Raw genomic sequence first — 18,121 nt, 5'->3', positions numbered from 1 at the left:
TGCGCGGCAAGCGCGTTGGGGAGCGGGTCATTGTGACCGAACCGATGCCACCTGTGGTGCAGTGCGCGGGTGCGGCATCGGCGATAATCCGCCGATGACCACCAATTGGAACATCGCGGCGACGCTGCCGCTGTTGGCGCGCGAGCGTCCCGATCAGATCGCGATCCGCTGTCCTGGCCGCCGCGGTGTCGATGGTTTGGCCGCCTACGACGTGACCCTGAGCTATGCGCAATTGGACGCACGCAGCGATGCAATCGCCGCTGGTCTGGTCGGTTACGGCATCGGTCGCGGAACCCGCACCGTGGTGATGGTGCGGCCATCGCTGGAGTTCTTCCTGCTGATGTTTGCGTTGCTCAAGATCGGTGCGGTGCCGGTGCTGGTCGATCCGGGCATCGACAAGCGCGCGCTCGCGCAATGTCTGGACGAGGCGCAACCTCAGGCGTTCATTGGCATCGCGCTGGCGCAGTTGGCGCGGCGTCTGCTGGGATGGGCACGCTCGGCGACGCGCATTGTCACCGTGGGCCGACGCTGGGCTTGGGGCGGCACCACACTCGCGCAGATTGAACGTGCCGGCCAGGGCGCGGCCGGCCAGTTGGTGGCCACCGACGCCGACACGGTGGCGGCGATCCTGTTCACCAGTGGCTCCACCGGCGTGCCCAAGGGCGTGGTCTATCGGCACCGCCATTTCATCGCGCAGATCGAACTGATGCGCAATGCATTCGGCATGCTGCCCGGTGGGGTCGATTTGCCGACATTCCCGCCGTTCGCCTTGTTCGACCCGGCGTTGGGCTTGACCTCGGTGATTCCGGATATGGATCCGACCCGTCCAGCCAACGTCGATCCGCGCAGGCTGCACGATGCGATCACGCGCTTCGGCGTGACCCAATTATTCGGATCGCCGGCGCTGATGCGGGTCTTGGCCGATTATGGCAAGCCGCTGCCGAATGTGCGGCGTGCGACCTCGGCGGGCGCCCCGGTGCCGCCTGAGGTCGTCGCCAAAATGCGCCGCTTATTGCCGCAGGACGCACAACTGTGGACCCCCTACGGCGCCACCGAGTGCCTGCCGGTGGCGGTGATCGAAGGGCGCGAACTGCAGGATACCCGCGCAGCCACGGAAAGCGGCGCCGGCACCTGCGTCGGCAAGGTGGTGGCGCCCAACCACGTGCGCATCATCGCCATCGACGATGCGGCGATTGTCCAATGGAGCGACGTGCGCGAACTGCCGCAGGGGAGTGTCGGCGAGATCACCGTAGCCGGGCCGACCGCCACCGATACCTATTTCAACCGCGATGCGGCCACGTCTCTGGCCAAGATTCGCGAACGCCTGGCCGACGGCAGCGAGCGCATCGTGCACCGCATGGGCGATGTCGGCTATTTCGATGCGCAGGGACGGTTGTGGTTCTGCGGGCGGAAAACCCAACGCGTGGAAACCGCGCAGGGGCCACTGCACACCGAGCAGGTGGAGCCGATCTTCAATACAGTGCCGTGGCTGCGACGCAGTGCTCTGGTCGGGATCGGCAAGCCAGGCGCGCAGCGCCCTGTGCTGTGCTACGAGGTGGTGCAGGGCGTGGCGGCGCCGACGCGAGCGCAAGCGCAACTGCGTGCGCTGGCGTTGGCGCACCCGCATACCGCCGGCATCGTCGATTTCCTGCGCCATCCGGGTTTTCCGGTGGACATCCGCCACAATGCCAAGATCGGTCGCGAGAAACTGGCCGTGTGGGCCAAGGACCGCGTGCGCTGAGCCACCACGCTGACGTGCTCGATGCCACGGTGAAGATTTCCGAAGGTATGCAGGATCCCGCGCTCGCATGACGCCCTCGCTGGATGCGCTGCTGTGGATCGCCTTCGCTGGTGCCCCCGGCTATCGTGTGTCCCTTGGTTCGATGGATGCGACACGATGAAAATTGTGGTGACCGGCGGTGGTGGGTTCCTGGGGCAGGCGTTGTGTCGTGGCCTGGTCGCGCGTGGGCACCAAGTGGTCAGTTACAACCGCGGCCACTATCCGGAACTCCGGACGCTGGGCGTGGCCCAGGTGCGTGGCGACCTGGCCGATGCGCGGGCGCTGCAGCATGCGTTGGCCGGTGCCGACGTGGTCTTGCACAACGCGGCCAAAGCCGGCGTCTGGGGTCGCTACGACAGCTACTACCAGTCCAACGTGGTCGGCACCGAGAACGTGCTGGCCGCGTGCCGTGCGCATGGGGTGAGCCGGTTGATCTACACCTCCACGCCGAGCGTGACCCATCGCGCCACCCATCCGGTCGAAGGCCTGGGTGCGGACGCGGTGCCATACGGAGAAAATTTCCAGGCACCGTATGCGGCGACCAAGATGCTCGCCGAACGCAAGGCGCTCGCCGCCAACGACGCGCAGTTGGCGGTGGTGGCGCTGCGGCCGCGCCTGATCTGGGGGCCGGGTGATCAACACATCCTGCCCAAGCTGGTGGCGCGTGCGCAGGCGGGTCGCCTGCGCCTGGTCGGCAGCGGCGACAACCTGGTCGATTCCACCTACATCGACAACGCCGCGCAGGCGCATTTCGACGCGCTGGACCATCTGGCGGTGGGCGCGGCCTGCGCCGGCAAGGCCTACTTCATTTCCAACGGCGAACCGCTGCCGATGCGCGAGTTGTTGAACAGGCTGCTCGCGGCAGTCAGTGCGCCGGCCGTGACCAAAACGCTCTCGTTCAAGAGCGCCTACCGTATCGGCCGCGCCTGCGAGACACTGTGGCCGCTATTGCGCTTGCGCGGCGAGCCGCCGCTGACCCGCTTCCTGGCCGAGCAGTTGTGCACCCCGCACTGGTACAGCATGGAACCAGCACGGCGCGACTTCGGCTACGTGCCGCGCGTGTCGATCGCACAAGGCTTGCAACACCTGGCATCCTCATGGCATCAGGGTGCCCACGTGACCCGTTAGCGAAGTGAAAACAGCCCCGCGCCGCAGGCGCATGTCTCATCACTGCAGCCTTGTAGAATGCCGGACATGTCACTTTCCCCTCTCGATGCTCTCAAGCCCCTGGCCGGCCGTGCGCTGGAAGCCGCGCTCAATCGCGTGTTGGCGCTGGACCCAGAGACCTGCCAGGCCCTGCGTGATCTTGATGGTCAGCGGGTGGCGTTGACCATCGAGGCACCCGCGCTGGCTTTGCAGATCCGCGTGGACGGCACCCGGCTGCGGGTCGGCCCGGTGGACGCGACGCAGGAGCCGGACCTGGCGGTGCGCAGCACCCTCGGTGGATTGTTCGCACAACTGCCGTTCCTGGCCCAGGCGCGGCGCGGTGCCAGCCCGGTCGGGCGGGTGCGCGTGTCCGGCGACGCCGAACTGGCGCGACGCCTGCAGCAACTGGCCGCGCGTTTCGATCCGGATTGGCAGCAGCCGTTCGCCCAGGTGTTCGGCGAGGTGCTGGGGGTGCAACTGGCCAACGCCATGCGCTCGGCGTTGCAGCATGCCTGGCAGGGTGCGCAGGATCTGGCGCACAGCGCAGCTGAATATGTCACCGAGGAATCCCGCGACGTGATCGCGCGCGCCGAACTGGAGGCGTTTTACGACGACGTCGATGTCCTGCGCGATGACCTGGAGCGCTTGGCCGCGCGGATAGCGCGGCTGCAACCGGGGCGTGGCGCATGAAGGCGCTGTTTCGCGCCAGCCGCATCGGTCGGGTGATCCTGCGCTACCGCCTGGACGATCTGCTCGACGGCACCCCGATGGAACGCTGGCTGGATCTGGCCAAGCCGTTCGTGCCGCGCGCCAGTCCCGACATCGCCGCGCAATCGCGCGGTGCGCGCTTGCGCCTGGCGTTGCAGGATCTGGGGCCGATCTTCGTCAAGTTCGGACAGATCCTGTCCACCCGCCGCGACCTGATGCCACCGGATGTGGCCGCGGAACTGACCTTGTTGCAAGATCGGGTGCGCCCCTTCGATGGCGAGGCGGCGCGTTGCATCGTCGAGCAGGCGCTGGGCCGGCCGATCACGGTGGCCTTCGCCAGTTTCGATACCGAGCCGCTGGCCTCGGCCTCAATCGCGCAGGTGCATGCGGCGACGCTGCACGATGGCCGCGAGGTGGTCGTCAAAGTACTGCGCCCGGACATCGAAATGCAGATCGATGCCGACATCGCGCTGCTGAAATCCGCTGCGGCGTTGATCGAACGCACCCATCCGCGTGCCGACAAGATCCGTCCGCGCGAAGTGGTGGCCGAAATCGAGACCACCCTGGCCGCAGAGCTGGACCTGCAGCGCGAAGGCGCTAACGCCAGCGTGCTGCGCCGGTTCTGGTTGAACTCGGACGATCTGTACGTGCCGGAGGTGATCTGGACCCACACCGCCGAGCGTGCGCTGACCTTGGAGCGGGTGCGCGGCATTCCCTCCGACGACATCGCCTCGCTGGATGCCGCCGGCATCGACCGTCAGGTGCTCGCGGCCAAGGGCGTGCGGGTGTTCTATACCCAGGTGTTCCGCGACAATTTCTTCCATGCCGACGCCCACGCCGGCAACATCTGGGTCGATGGCGACCCGGCGCGCGCGGCCAACCCGCGTTTCATCGCGCTGGACTTCGGCATCATGGGCCAGCTCTCGCAGGAAGATCAGTACTACCTGGCCGAGAACTTCATGGCCATCTTCAATAAGGACTACCGGCGCATGGCCGAGTTGCACGTGGAGGCGGGCTGGATGCCGGCCAACGTGCGCATCGACGAGCTGGAGGCGGCGGCGCGTTCGGTATGCGAGCCGTATTTCACCCGGCCACTGTCGCAAATCTCGCTGGCCGAGGTGCTGATCAAACTCTTCCGCGTGGCCCAGCGCTACCAGCTCACCTTGCAGCCGCAACTGATTCTGTTGCAAAAAACCTTGCTCAACATCGAAGGCGTGGGCCGCCAGTTGGATCCGGAGCTGGACATCTGGGCGGTCGCACGGCCGGTGCTCGAACGCATCTTGATCAAGCGTTACAGCCCACAGCGCGTGCTGCAGGAGTTGCGCAAGCGCGTACCCGAGCTGATGACCCATGCGCCGGATATGCCGCGGCTGATCCATGGCTGGTTGCGGCAACAGGTCGAAGGCCGCCACGAGTTGTCGATGCACTCGCGTGACCTGGCCGAGCTCAATCTGTTTCTGCGGCGCGTCCAGCGCCGTGTGGTCGCGGCAATCGCCGGCGTTGGCCTGCTCACAGTGGGCACCTTGTTGTACGCGCTGGATGCGGGTGGACCGCATGTGGGCGGTGCGTCGTTGTGGGCGTGGATCAGCAGTACTGCTGGAGCGTGCGCGTTGCTGGCGGCGTGGTGGCGGGGCTAGCGCTTGCCGCGCTGTCTCTGCGTCACTGTATGCGCCGGACGACGCGTGTGGCATGGCTGTTCAACACCGAGCCTGGCGCGAGAGTGGATCACCCTCGCAGCAGGTGTGACGCCGACGGTGGATCATCGCGTGCATTGTGGCCCATCAATGCGATGCGGATAATGCAACGGTGAACGCTTCAGCTGATTCTCTGCAGATTCTCTACCAGGATCCATGGATCGCCGTGGTCGATAAGCCGGCTGGGCTGATGGCCCACGATAGCAAGCTGGCCCGTGGCGAAGACGACTTCCTTGCCGACCGCCTGCGTGCGCAGTTGGGGCGGCCGATCTTCCTGATCCACCGGCTCGACCGTGCCACCAGCGGCTGCTTGTTGTTGGCCTTCGACCGCGACACCGCGAGCCTGCTTGGCAAAGCACTGATGGGTGGAGAGGTTGAAAAGGACTATCTGGCGATCTGCCGGGGTTGGCCGGCGCAGATGCGCTTCGAGGTCGATCATCCACTCGACGGCGGTCCCGGTAAGCCATTGAAGAAACCGGCGCAAACTCGCTTTGAACGCTTGGCCTGTGGCGAATTGGCGGTGCCTTCGGGCGAGTTTCCGACCTCGCGCTACGCGCTATTGCGCTGCAGTCCGGTGACCGGGCGCTTCCGGCAGATTCGCCGTCATCTCAAGCACCTCTCGCACCATTTGATCGGCGACACCAGTCACGGTGACGGCCGCCATAACCGCATTTTCCGGATGCAGGGAATACACCGCATGCTGCTGCACGCCGAGCGATTGGCGTTTCCGCATCCGCATGGCCATCGCGTGGAAGTGCGCGCGCCGCTGGATGCGCAGTTCGTGCGTACATTCGCATTATTCGGTTGGTCGGTTGTGCCGTGGCTACCCGGCGCGATGGGCAGCGGGTTGCATCCCGCGCCCAGTGACGATCCTGTGGTGCCGTCAGCAGCAGTGGTGTGCGTCGATGCGCACACAGGCGACATCGCGCATGCGCAGCCGTAAGCATCCGATCGCCTCAAGGTCACTGCACTGACGTTGTGTCACCATCTGCGTGTTCGCGCGACGCAAGACGATTTTCTTGCAACCATCAAGGCTTTGCTGGCGGCTCTTTGACCGTCTCTTGCAGTTCTTTCTGCAGGTTGGCGAGCAGCGGGGTCATCTTCTGCTGCATCGCGACCATCAGGTTCTGCATCAGTTGCGGGGTCTTGTCGAGCATGCTCTGGCCAGCCGGACTCTCGTAGAACTCGGCCATCGCCAGTACGTCCTGCTTGGAGAACGACTGCTTGTATAGATTCACGTAGAGCGGGCGCATCTCCTGCCAGGACAGGGCCTGATGCACCGTGGCCTGGGTAAGCTCATGGATATGCTGCAATTTCTGCTGTTGCTCAGGACTCAAGTGGCGCTGCGCGGTCAGTTGCGCGAATTGCTGGCGCTGCATCGCCTCGATCTGCGGCAGCATGCTGTCGAGCATGTTTTGCGCACGCGATGCCGACAGCAGACGGTTGATGTCGGCATCGCTGGGTGGCTCGGCCAGGGCCGGTACGCTGGTCAAGGCCAGCAGCATGGCCAGCAGCACGCGTTGCGGCCAACGAGGGGAAAAGCGCGGAAGCAAATTCATGGAGCATCCTGCCTGACGATGACTGGCGACCAGAATACGCCAATCGCACTGCCGCCGCCGCGATGGCCTTGCTACCGGTTGGCGACCGGGCAGCCGGTGGCCGGAAGATCCAGCGTTTGGCCGATGCCCTACAATCCGCGCATGGGTAACGGTGCGATCCACATCTCCAATAGCCTGGCGATTCCGGAGGACGAAATCGTCGAGCGCTTCGTGCGCGCCAGCGGCGCGGGCGGGCAGAACGTGAACAAAGTCGCCACCGCCGTGGAATTGCGCTTCGATCTGGCCGGCTCGCCATCCTTGCCCGAACCGCTACGGGCTCGGCTACTGGCGCGGCGCGATCGCCGGATCACCGCCGAGGGGGTGCTGGTGATCGATGCGCAGCGCTTCCGCACCCAGGACCGCAATCGCGACGATGCGCGCCAGCGTCTGGCCGAGTTCATTGCCGCCGGGTTGTCGGTGCCGAAGCGGCGCATTGCCACCAAGCCCTCGCATGGTTCCACGCTGCGACGCCTGGATGCCAAGCGTGAGCGTAGCCAAATCAAACGTGGCCGCTCGCCCGGCCGTTGGGAGTGACCCTTGAGCGAACGCGATTTCACACTGCCCCCCGCACCCCCGAACATGCCGATGGTCAAGCCCAGCCGCTGCATGCGCTGGCTCGGCCGGACCGCGTTACGGTTCGCCGGCTGGCGGGTGGTCGGTACGTTTCCGGACCTGCCCAAACTGGTGATGATCGTGGCACCGCACTCGTCCAACTGGGATGGTGTGCTGGGCTTCGTGGTCAAGTTCGCGGTCGGTTTCGAGGTGCGCGTACTCGGCAAGACCCAGTTGTTCTGGTGGCCGCTGGGTGCGCTGCTGCGCAAGCTCGGCGGCATCCCGCTCGACCGCAAATCCCCGCGCGGGGTGATCGAACAGGCGGTGGCGCTGATTCGCGGCGCCGAACGCATGTGGTACGTCATCACCCCCGAGGGCACGCGTAAACGGGTGGAGAAGTGGAAGACCGGTTTCTGGAAGATCGCCCACGATGCGCAGGTGCCGATTTTCCCGGTGTATTTCGATTACCCCAGCCGCACCGTCGGCCTGGGCGAACCGGTCTACACCAGCGAAGACATGCAGGCGGACATAGAGGCCATCCGCGCCTGGTACCGGCCATGGCGCGGCAGGCATCGCGATACGCTGTGAGCTGACGAGGCCGCTGTCGGAGCGGCAACGCTTGTCGCCCACCACAGCGGCAATGCCGCTCGATCCGCATTCGATCCATATTGCACCGCCGCAGAATGTATGGATACGCCGCACCAGACCCCGGCGCATGGTGCTCATGCGAGCTCGCCATTGCCGGATAGACCAGACCCCACGGCTACGGCTCGGCCCTGTCCATCGTCCATGGCCTTGCCCACGCCACCGCACGATCCAATGGCACATGCCAGTGCAATGCAAACCCGGTAGGGTGCTTGGTTGCCTTGGCCCTAACGTCCTCTCAGGAGTTCCACCTCATGTCGCGTACTGTCCTTCTGGCCGCCGCCATCAGCTTGGCGCTGGCCGCCTGTTCCGGTAAGGAGTCCACCGCCGTGCCTGCTGCCCCCGCTCCTGCCCCCGCGCAGCCCGCCGCCAATCCGCTGCTGAGCCCCAGCTCGTTGCCGTTCCAGGCACCGCCGTTCGACAAGATCAAGGATGCCGACTACCTGCCCGCGTTCGATGAGGGCATGAAGCAGCAACTGGCCGAAATCCGCAAGATCGCCGACAACCCCGAGCCTGCCACCTTCGCCAACACCATCGAGGCGATGGAGCGCAGCGGCGAGACCTTGAAGCGCGTGTCGCGTATTTTCTTTGGCCTGGTCCAGGCCGATACCAACGAAGCGCGACAGAAGATCCAGGAGACCGTGGCACCCAAATTGGCTGCGCACCAGGATGAGATCAGCATGGATCCGAAGTTGTTCGCGCGAATCAAAAGCCTTTACGAACAACGCGACACGCTGAATCTGGATCCGGTGCAAAAGCACTTGGTCGAGCACGATTACGACCAATTCGTGCGCTCCGGCGCGCAACTGTCCGATGCCGACAAAGCAACGTTGCGCAAGCTCAATGTCGAGGAAACCTCGCTATCCACCCAGTTCCACAACAAGTTGATCGCGGCCAGCGCCGCCGGCGCGGTGGTGGTGGACGACAAGGCCAAGCTCGATGGTCTGTCCGATGGTGACATCGCCTCGGCCGCGCGCGACGCCAGCGCACGCAAACTCGATGGCAAATACCTGCTGCCCCTGCAGAACACCACCCAACAGCCGGTGCTGGCCTCGCTCAAGAACCGCGACCTGCGCTTGCAAGTCATGGCGGCCTCGCAGTCGCGCGCTGAGAAAGGTGACGCCAACGATACCCGCCAGACTGTGCAACGCCTGGCCCAGTTGCGCGCGCAGAAAGCCAAGCTGCTCGGTTTCGACACCTATGCCGCCTACAGCCTCAGCGACATGATGGCCAAGACCCCGGACGCGGCGCTGAAGCTGCTCACCGACACGGTACCTGCCGCCACCGCCAAGGCGCGTAGCGAAAGCGCGGAAATCCAGAAGGTGATCGATGCGCAGAAGGGCGGCTTCAAGCTCACCGCCGCCGACTGGGATTTCTACGCCGAGCAGGTACGCAAGGCCAAGTACGATATCGACGAAGCGCAGATCAAGCCGTACTTCGAACTGGACAACGTGCTCAAGAACGGCGTGTTCTACGCCGCCACCGAGCTGTACGGCATCACCTTCAAAGAACGCACCGACATCCCGACCTACCACGACGGCATGAAGGTCTACGAGGTGTTTGACCAGGACGGCAAGTCGATGGCGCTGTTCTACACCGACTACTTCAAGCGTGACAGCAAGTCTGGCGGTGCCTGGATGGATCAATTGGTCGTCCAGGATGGCCTGACCGGCGCCAAGCCGGTGGTCTACAACGTCTGCAACTTCACCAAGCCCGCGCCGGGCCAGCCGGCGTTGCTGAGCTTCGACGACGTCACCACCATGTTCCATGAGTTCGGCCATGCGCTGCACGGCATGCTCTCGGCGGTGAAGTACCCCTCGCTCGCCGGCACCAGCACGGCGCCGGACTTTGTCGAGTTCCCCTCGCAGTTCAACGAACACTGGGCCTCGGACCCGAAGGTATTCGCGCATTACGCCAAGCACTATCAGACTGGTGAAGCGATGCCGGCCGAACTGGTCGAGAAACTCAAGAAGGCGCGGACCTTCAACCAAGGTTACGCCACCACCGAGTACCTGTCGGCAGCGTTGCTTGACTTGGCTTGGCACACGCTACCGGCCGATGCGTCGCTGCAGGACGTGGACAAGTTCGAAGCCGAAGCGTTGAAGAAATACAAAGTGGATTTGGCGCAAGTACCACCGCGTTATCACACCACCTACTTCGAACACATCTGGGGTGGCGGCTACTCGGCGAATTACTACGCCTACTTCTGGGCGGAAGTGCTCGATGACGACGCATTCCAGTGGTTCAAGGAGAACGGTGGCCTGTCGCGCAAGAACGGCGATATATTCCGTGCCAAGATCCTTTCTCGCGGCAACAGTGTCGACTTGGCCACCTTGTATCGCGATTTCCGTGGCAAGGATCCCAGCGTCGAGCCGTTGCTGGAAAATCGCGGTTTGAAGAACTAACCCACACCTGGGAAGAAACCGGGTTCAAGAACGGGATGGCCGTGTGGCCATCCCGTTTTCGTTGTGGTGTATGCGCGCTGTCGGCTGTGCTTGTCGGGCAGTGGCATCGTTTTTGGGCTGCCTATACGGCAGTGACTCACTTAGTTTCTCCTGGTCATTGTCGCGGTTTTTCTGAGCTGCCTACACGGCAGTGAACAAGGCCGAGCTGCAGCAATCTGCGAAAGCACTTTTCTGAGCTGCCTACACGGCAGTGAACGCTTCCCTTGAGCGGCCGTGTTGATTCGGAACTTTCTGAGCTGCCTACACGGCAGTGAACTGTATCCCCGATATATAGGGGGGGATTGCGGATTTCTGAGCTGCCTACACGGCAGTGAACGCCGCATTGCGGTAGCCCTCCACGGGCTTGCCTTTCTGAGCTGCCTACACGGCAGTGAACCCCAGGCTTGCGTGCGGAGATTGCGCAGGACTTTTCTGAGCTGCCTACACGGCAGTGAACGCTCAAGCACGCCGTAGACGTGCGGGACGTCATTTCTGAGCTGCCTACACGGCAGTCAACGGCTTGGATAGATAGAACGCGCGCGCGATTGCTTTCTGAGCTGCCTACACGGCAGTGAACATTTGCAACATCGCGGCGGTAGCAAATCAGATTTTCTGAGCTGCCTACACGGCAGTGAACCGACGTCAGGCTCGCAGCGGCAAACGCATGCGTTTCTGAGCTGCCTACACGGCAGTGAACCCGGCTTGTCGTTTGACGCATCGCTTTCTCTTTTTCTGAGCTGCCTACACGGCAGTGAACGACGACCAGAAGCTGATTGCCGTTTGTCACTTTTTCTGAGCTGCCTACACGGCAGTGAACACAACCATGGCCCCCTACGGGTCGCAGAAAAATTTCTGAGCTGCCTACACGGCAGTGAACTACTACTTCACGCTCGGCTGGCTTCCACCGAATTTCTGAGCTGCCTACACGGCAGTGAACGGCAGGGTGGACATATCAGATCAAGATGTTGCTTTCTGAGCTGCCTACACGGCAGTGAACAGCGACGACAGGATTCCCGGATAGGACTTCAATTTCTGAGCTGCCTACACGGCAGTGAACTCGCATTCACCGCCTCGATTCTTGGCCTGGTCTTTCTGAGCTGCCTACACGGCAGTGAACAATTTCGCGGTATCCCGATGATCTTGCCAGCATTTCTGAGCTGCCTACACGGCAGTGAACATGCGTTCACATCTCGGGCATTGCTCTTGCTCTTTCTGAGCTGCCTACACGGCAGTGAACGACAGGGACGTAGACCTTTTGCGGTATCTGCGTTTCTGAGCTGCCTACACGGCAGTGAACCGGGTATTGTTGCTGCATCAATCGTCGTTTGCTTTCTGAGCTGCCTACACGGCAGTGAACGTTATAGCTGTCGGTATAACCCTCGTTAAAGATTTCTGAGCTGCCTACACGGCAGTGAACCCAAGCCACCCCGGCGCGGCAAAACGAGGGAATTTCTGAGCTGCCTACACGGCAGTGAACCGGTTCCGGCCGCCGGCGCGGTGCTCTTGCTTTTTCTGAGCTGCCTACACGGCAGTGAACCCTGGTGCTCTGCTTCGCAGCGCCGGAGTTACTTTCTGAGCTGCCTACACGGCAGTGAACATAGAACGCGCGCGCGATTGCGGCGGATAATTTTTCTGAGCTGCCTACACGGCAGTGAACAAAGGGCGGTCGTCGTATTGCAACTCTGTGCTTTTCTGAGCTGCCTACACGGCAGTGAACGTTGCCAAGGCGATCGACAGCGCGCTGGCCGTTTTCTGAGCTGCCTACACGGCAGTGAACGAATCCAATGCGAGCCATACAGCCCCCAGAATTTTCTGAGCTGCCTACACGGCAGTGAACGTTTTGCAGGACGACCGCGTCTTGAAGGCATCTTTCTGAGCTGCCTACACGGCAGTGAACCAGCGGATCCAGCCATCGTTGCAGTCTGGATGTTTCTGAGCTGCCTACACGGCAGTGAACGACCCCGTCGGCCCGCCTCGTGGCGTGCAGCCTTTCTGAGCTGCCTACACGGCAGTGAACGCAGACGGATCAATCAGCAGGGACGGCGGAGTTTTCTGAGCTGCCTACACGGCAGTGAACTGGGCGACGAGGGCAACGAAGCCGCTATGAACTTTCTGAGCTGCCTACACGGCAGTGAACCGGCAGCGGCTGCGGCAACGTCATCAACAGCATTTCTGAGCTGCCTACACGGCAGTGAACTTGACAAGTCCGCTCAGCCGGCTCCGGTCAAGTTTCTGAGCTGCCTACACGGCAGTGAACTGCGCCTTCGCATAATCCGTCGGCGTGTCGTATTTCTGAGCTGCCTACACGGCAGTGAACCGTCTTCTGCAATCCACCGTGGTCCAACATTCTTTCTGAGCTGCCTACACGGCAGTGAACCCGTGGGTGGTGGTGGTGGTGCGTCGCGCATGTTTCTGAGCTGCCTACACGGCAGTGAACAATAACACCCTGTCACTCGGCTGGTCTTACGCTTTCTGAGCTGCCTACACGGCAGTGAACATAAAGAGCGTTACGTCTACGTACGCCTGCGTATTTCTGAGCTGCCTACACGGCAGTGAACGCATTGAATTGGTGAATGCGCTCGCAGATGAATTTCTGAGCTGCCTACACGGCAGTGAACATCCGCCGCTGACTCAAGCGCCGCCCGAAGCATTTCTGAGCTGCCTACACGGCAGTGAACTGATTCGCCAAGGGCGAAGCGCTGGATGACGATTTCTGAGCTGCCTACACGGCAGTGAACCGGCGCAATCAATCAAATCGCGCGTGCCGTGTTTTCTGAGCTGCCTACACGGCAGTGAACTGTTTGCCGTTCCCAGCAGCACAAATCGTCGTTTTCTGAGCTGCCTACACGGCAGTGAACCATACAAACGCGGCTTGATATCCGCAATCTCCTTTCTGAGCTGCCTACACGGCAGTGAACGCACACAGCCGATGCGCCTAGATCAAGCTACGTTTCTGAGCTGCCTACACGGCAGTGAACGTGCTGCCGGCCAACTACGTGCGCGCCCCAAATTTCTGAGCTGCCTACACGGCAGTGAACGACGTAGACCAGCACCGCAAGTAAGCCCGCGCTTTCTGAGCTGCCTACACGGCAGTGAACGGTGGCGGAGCGGGCGGCGGCGCGGCACCTGTTTTCTGAGCTGCCTACACGGCAGTGAACCCCGCTTTAGCCGCTAGTACTTCCTCGTTTGTTTTCTGAGCTGCCTACACGGCAGTGAACGGACGACGCTGTGGAGGTCGCTGCTTGGTACTTTTCTGAGCTGCCTACACGGCAGTGAACGATCGGCACCTTAGGAAGGTTTAGGCCCCGAATTTCTGAGCTGCCTACACGGCAGTGAACTAGCCATCCTATTATCCAAGTCTTTGAACTGGAAGGTAAACGGGTAAAGAAAAGCAGCCGACCCCTTTTTCTTGGGCGGCTGCTAAGTGGTTGTTTTTCCTTGGTGGGTTTGGACGTAAGAAAAAAGGGTCAGAACCAGGGAACGGTCGCTCCCCGGCTGAGTCCATAGCTGCTGAAGTCGCCAGCGACAGGGTCATGCTGTACGGGGCCATGCTTGACGAATACCGGGAACGCGGCTTGGCCGGTGCTGCGGCTGCCCAGGACGACGAATGGAAGTCGCACCTGTTCGGCCGCCGAATCCGGAATGCGTTGCACGGCGAGATCCTCACTGATGCCATGTCGGCGCATGGCCCGCCGACGCAGGCGGGCGGGGCTGCTCTTGGCCTGTACGCGCGTTACGTGTCGGTGCACGGCATCCGGTGGCACGGCACCGATGTTTGTGATGGTCATATGGTCGCCCATACCATGCAGCCAATTGGTTGCCATCAGTTCCTGCAAGGTGTGCGCGTCACCATGCAGCCGCAGGTGCGTCCCCAGCGTCGGTACGCGGTTGTCATGGCCGGGGAAGCTCACGCCGACCCTGGTGGTGTTCAATGTCACCAGTGCTCGGTGCAGGCGCGCGTACAGCGCGCCAAGCAATTGATAGGGCGCAAGCTCCGGGTCGGGGCGAAGGTGCAGATCGAGATAATGCTGCATCGTTTCGCCTCAGTTCGACTCGCCGAATACGCCGCCGCGAATCAACGTGGCGATGACAAAATGCTGTTGGTCCACGCTCGGCACTTTGTCCTTGATGACCCAGGCGTCGAGCAGGTTGTAGAAGTCCTGCTTGTCCTTCGGTTGCCGGTACGCTTTGCCTTGCGTGGTCACCGAGCCATAGGGTTCGACGGCAATCGCGCCATTTTCCTCCACATCCGGGTACCACGTGTCGATGGTGCGCAGTGCATTGCCGATCTTCTGCGAGTGAATGGCTGCCACGGTTTTGTCGCCTTCGCCGACGGCGTAGAGCGTCTTGCTTTTGTCGCCGCGGCCGCGGTCCAGGATCAATTCCTGCGAGGGGAATACTTCCTGCCCCGCGCCGATGCGGACGAAGGCGGTGACTTGCAGCAGCACATGTGTCTTGCCGGTCAGGCCGTCGGCGATGGTCGCGGCCAAGGCGTTCAGGCTCTCGGCTGCGTCGTCGGGTGCGGACAGCGTGCGTAGCGCATGGTCAAGCGCCTGGAAGGTCCACTGAGTCGCTGGGTTACCGTCGCGCAGGTGGGCGACATGCACTTCCACCTGTTCTGCACCGATGCGGTTGCGCCAGAGGAAGCGGCCATTGGCGAGATTGGCCGCATAACGCCGTGCCAGTTCGCCGAAGCCATGCTGCTGGAGGTAGCCGCCGACAGTGGCGCGGAGTTTGTTGCGATAGTCGGTCGCGTTGCAGGCGGAAGGTTCGCCCGTGCCGCCAAGCACGCGCAGGGTGAACTGCACTTTCAGCGTGTCCGCCTCCAGCGGGAGCGCGGCGACATCCACGGTCTGCAGGTTGGGGTTCTGGATGGCCGCGTCGAGTTTGGCGGGGTCGGATTGTTCCTTGCTCTTGTCCTTGAGCCGATTGGAAATGGTGCCGCGCACCGATTTTTCGCGGATGCGCACCGGCGGCCAATCGTGTGCAGCCTTGCGTGTGGACCAACTGCCGGAGAAGAACAACGCGTCGGACGGATCGAGTTTGCGCTCGAAGGCGAGGACGGATGCGGTCTTGAGGGTATCGTGAGCCATGATGGAATTCCTTGTCGTGCGTGTGGTCAATCGAAGTTGTGGGTGGTAGCTGGGCGATAATCGTTACGGCAGCGGTACAGGTCGGCAGCGGGTTGGCTGTCGGCGTACCAGAGCAGGTGGTGCAGTGATTGCAGGCGGTGCGGGCTGATCCATTCGCCGACCGAGTACAGGCTCTCGACGAAGCGGAACGGGGTGTTGGCATCGCGCGCGTTGGCGACGCTGCCGGGCTCGTGCACGGCTCCGAGTGCGCCGTAGCCCACCGGGATGGGCACGATCCAGCCGCGGCCGGCGCGATCGTGTTGCCACTCGCCCTTGCCCGCCGCCGCATCCGGCACGTGACGCCAGTTGATGCGCGACAGCGAAAGCCAGGCGTGCAAAGCGGTGGCCTCGGGCGTGTGCGTTTGCAGTTCGGCCAACCGCGTGTCGAGCAGATCGTCGCGTGCCACCAGGGCGAAGCCGGGCAACAGCCGCAGCCGCAGTTTGCGGAACAGCGCCTGTTGGTCGGACGGCGTGCCAGTGCAGGCGATGACCTGCGCTTGATAGCGTGGACGCTGGGGGTGCGGCGGCGGTAGCACGCTGCCCCCGGCGACGCGCATGCCGGCCAGCAGGTCGGTCACCACGGCCAGATCCGCGGCGTGGGTGGACGGATCGGCCAGCCAGCGTTTGCTGTGCACCGCGAATACCAGGCTCAGTTCCAGGTGGATGCGGCCTTCCTCGACAATGGCGGCGGTTCCACCATCTTTGTTCACCGGATTGCGGGTCAGGCGGAAACTCTTGACGAAGCCGCCTTCGGTGACCTGTTCCTGATGGTCGTGGCAGACCACGCCGACCGCGTTGAAGGCCAGATCCAGCCCGGCGTCGATGGTCTTGCGTTCCAGCGCCCACATCAGGCCCAGGAACGCGGTCATCGAGGGGAAGCCGTGGGTGAGCGGGCTGGAAACGGCATTGGCGTTCTGCACGCGCAAGTGTGGCACCACCAGCAAGTGGTCGAAGGTCGGGCAATTGTTCATGCCGCACCTCCGGCCGGAGCACGCCGTCGCATCGGGACTGGCCAGGCGGCATCGACGATGGCTTGCTTGGCCCAATGCCGGTATTGGTCGTCGCCGAGGCCGACGATTCCGGCGGCGCGTAGTCGGTCATTGACCCAGGTGGCGAAGGATCCTGCGACCTCGTCCGGCCAGTCGCCGAAATCGTAGGCGGCTTTGAAGGCGCGATCTTGCTGCGTCCATTCGGGATGTTCGGCGTCTTCGCGGTCGGCCAGGGCGGTGCGCTCGGGGTCCAACCACAATTGTTCGCATGTGGGGAGTTGGCAGTCTGGATCGCGGGTCCAGCCAGGCTCGAAGCGGGCGTGGATGGTGCTGGCGAAGTAGCTCAAGTGCAGACCAAGTGCTTGCTCGATTGCTTCGCGTCGTTCTCGTGTGTCTTGGTTCTGCGGCGGATTACTCAGCAGGAAATCGCTCAGTGTCTTGAGGAGGTGTCGCACACCTTCGAACCGGTAGAAGCGATCCAGCGCCGAGTCCAGCTTGAGCAAACTGCGAGGACGCTCTTCTTGCGTCCAATGTGGTGGTAGCGAGGCCAGCAGGTAGTTGATGCCGCCGCGCTCGCTATTGAGTTGGCTGATGTTCTGCGGCTTGGTGCCGCCGAGTTTGCGTGCAACCAGATTGCGGTAGTCGCGGTAGGTACCGTCGAATGGATCTTTTTCGCGGTAAGCCTGGCGCGCTTGTTTGTTGGTTTCCCCGAAACGCGCGTCCTGAATATCCGCATGCACCGCGTGCGCCAAGCTGCTGGAAAACAGCGGTTGCAGCAGGTGGTAGTGGGTATCGTCTTTCGGCTCGTCGCCGACCAACCAGTACACTTGCTTGGCGGCCTGGTGCGAGCTGGGTTGGGCATCGTGACGGACCAGATTGCAGAATGCCCCGATCCAGTCCGAGGCGACCTTGGCATTTTCATGCAGTGCCGCACGCAGATCCGCGTCGTCTTCCTGCATCCAGTCGAGCAGGCGCCGACCGTCGACTTCGAGTTTGAGCAGTTTGAACACGTCCAGCGCTGCGGCGTTGCCGACCACGTCCTCGGCATAGTCCGCGCCGAGCGTGTGCGTGCCGACTTCCGCGTGTGTTTGCAAGCGGGCGGGAGCGATGTGCAGGCTGCTGCCGCGCGCGTCGGGGTGGGTGGCCTTGAGTACATGGGTCACGGCCTGGATCTGGCCGACTCGGCGGGCCGCGTCCGACAGCCAGGTGGCGTAGTCGTACTTGGCGTCTGTGTCGCTATCGCCCTCATTGCTCTTCAGCTTGGCCTCGCGCCGCGCGTCGATGAACGCGGCGATGGCCGAGCGGAAGCGTTCGGAGCGGGTGAGATGTTGCGGGTCTTCTGTCATGTGGAATCCTTTCGTTGGCTTTGGGGATGGCTGCAACTTGGTGACGACAACATGCTTTTATAACTTCTACTATGTTTGGAGGAATTG

At 62.7% G+C, this 18,121-nt stretch carries 13 protein-coding genes and 1 CRISPR repeat array; of the genes, 8 read left to right on the top strand and 5 right to left on the bottom strand.

What is annotated here, in order from left to right:
- Positions 1-94 precede the first annotated feature (94 nt).
- The 5 genes from oleC to XALGPE39_RS14210 all read left to right on the top strand — a co-directional run bounded on the left by oleC (position 95) and on the right by XALGPE39_RS14210 (position 6,271).
- The gene (oleC, locus tag XALGPE39_RS14230; RefSeq protein ID WP_045729250.1) at positions 95-1,741 is read left to right on the top strand and encodes an olefin beta-lactone synthetase; all 1,647 of its coding nucleotides are present in this window, start codon (positions 95-97) and stop codon (positions 1,739-1,741) included.
- Between the two features lie 156 nt (positions 1,742-1,897).
- The gene (oleD, locus tag XALGPE39_RS14225) at positions 1,898-2,908 is read left to right on the top strand and encodes a 2-alkyl-3-oxoalkanoate reductase (protein ID WP_045728740.1); all 1,011 of its coding nucleotides are present in this window, start codon (positions 1,898-1,900) and stop codon (positions 2,906-2,908) included.
- A gap of 66 nt (positions 2,909-2,974) precedes the next feature.
- Complete coding sequence (locus XALGPE39_RS14220; protein ID WP_045729249.1) at positions 2,975-3,616, top strand: SCP2 sterol-binding domain-containing protein; 642 nt, start codon at positions 2,975-2,977, stop codon at positions 3,614-3,616.
- Entirely contained in the window at positions 3,613-5,271 is a 1,659-nt protein-coding gene (gene ubiB, locus XALGPE39_RS14215; protein ID WP_045728739.1) for a ubiquinone biosynthesis regulatory protein kinase UbiB, read from the top strand. Before XALGPE39_RS14220 ends, ubiB begins: the two co-directional genes overlap by 4 nt.
- A gap of 169 nt (positions 5,272-5,440) precedes the next feature.
- The gene (locus tag XALGPE39_RS14210; protein ID WP_235429828.1) at positions 5,441-6,271 is read left to right on the top strand and encodes a pseudouridine synthase; all 831 of its coding nucleotides are present in this window, start codon (positions 5,441-5,443) and stop codon (positions 6,269-6,271) included.
- An 85-nt stretch (positions 6,272-6,356) separates the two neighbouring features.
- On the opposite strand, the gene XALGPE39_RS14205 is transcribed toward XALGPE39_RS14210, so the two are convergent.
- Complete coding sequence (locus XALGPE39_RS14205; protein WP_045728738.1) at positions 6,357-6,887, bottom strand: DUF2059 domain-containing protein; 531 nt, start codon at positions 6,885-6,887, stop codon at positions 6,357-6,359.
- Positions 6,888-7,028: 141 nt separating this feature from the next.
- Between XALGPE39_RS14205 and arfB the strand changes: the two genes are divergently transcribed.
- From arfB to dcp, 3 genes are all read left to right on the top strand, one after another.
- Positions 7,029-7,460 (top strand): alternative ribosome rescue aminoacyl-tRNA hydrolase ArfB, encoded by a 432-nt coding sequence (gene arfB / locus XALGPE39_RS14200; RefSeq protein WP_045729247.1) that lies wholly within the window; start codon positions 7,029-7,031, stop codon positions 7,458-7,460.
- A gap of 51 nt (positions 7,461-7,511) precedes the next feature.
- The gene (locus XALGPE39_RS14195; protein ID WP_045729246.1) at positions 7,512-8,066 is read left to right on the top strand and encodes a lysophospholipid acyltransferase family protein; all 555 of its coding nucleotides are present in this window, start codon (positions 7,512-7,514) and stop codon (positions 8,064-8,066) included.
- Between the two features lie 311 nt (positions 8,067-8,377).
- Positions 8,378-10,528, top strand: coding sequence for a peptidyl-dipeptidase Dcp (gene dcp / locus XALGPE39_RS14190; RefSeq protein WP_045728737.1), 2,151 nt, complete (start codon positions 8,378-8,380; stop codon positions 10,526-10,528).
- A 109-nt stretch (positions 10,529-10,637) separates the two neighbouring features.
- A CRISPR array of direct repeats spans positions 10,638-13,905; the repeat unit is 28 nt; unit sequence TTTCTGAGCTGCCTACACGGCAGTGAAC.
- 129 nt (positions 13,906-14,034) lie between these two features.
- Here dcp and cas6f read toward each other — a convergent pair.
- Genes cas6f through csy1 form a run of 4 tightly spaced genes read right to left on the bottom strand, consistent with a single transcriptional unit; the run spans position 14,035 to position 18,034 of the window.
- On the bottom strand, positions 14,035-14,601 hold the full coding sequence (gene cas6f, locus XALGPE39_RS14185; protein ID WP_045728736.1) for a type I-F CRISPR-associated endoribonuclease Cas6/Csy4: 567 nt from the start codon (positions 14,599-14,601) through the stop codon (positions 14,035-14,037).
- A gap of 9 nt (positions 14,602-14,610) precedes the next feature.
- A complete protein-coding gene (csy3, locus tag XALGPE39_RS14180; protein ID WP_045728735.1) occupies positions 14,611-15,660 on the bottom strand; it encodes a type I-F CRISPR-associated protein Csy3 in 1,050 nt (349 codons plus the stop codon).
- Between the two features lie 26 nt (positions 15,661-15,686).
- On the bottom strand, positions 15,687-16,670 hold the full coding sequence (gene csy2 / locus XALGPE39_RS14175; RefSeq protein WP_045728734.1) for a type I-F CRISPR-associated protein Csy2: 984 nt from the start codon (positions 16,668-16,670) through the stop codon (positions 15,687-15,689).
- Complete coding sequence (csy1, locus tag XALGPE39_RS14170) at positions 16,667-18,034, bottom strand: type I-F CRISPR-associated protein Csy1 (RefSeq protein ID WP_045728733.1); 1,368 nt, start codon at positions 18,032-18,034, stop codon at positions 16,667-16,669. The genes csy2 and csy1 overlap by 4 nt, the downstream gene beginning before the upstream one ends.
- Between the last annotated feature and the right edge of the window lie 87 nt (positions 18,035-18,121).

It is taken from the genome of Xanthomonas sp. GPE 39 (assembly GCF_000963005.1).
Classification (GTDB): domain Bacteria; phylum Pseudomonadota; class Gammaproteobacteria; order Xanthomonadales; family Xanthomonadaceae; genus Xanthomonas_A.
This window is presented reverse-complemented; position numbering and strand designations above follow the sequence as displayed.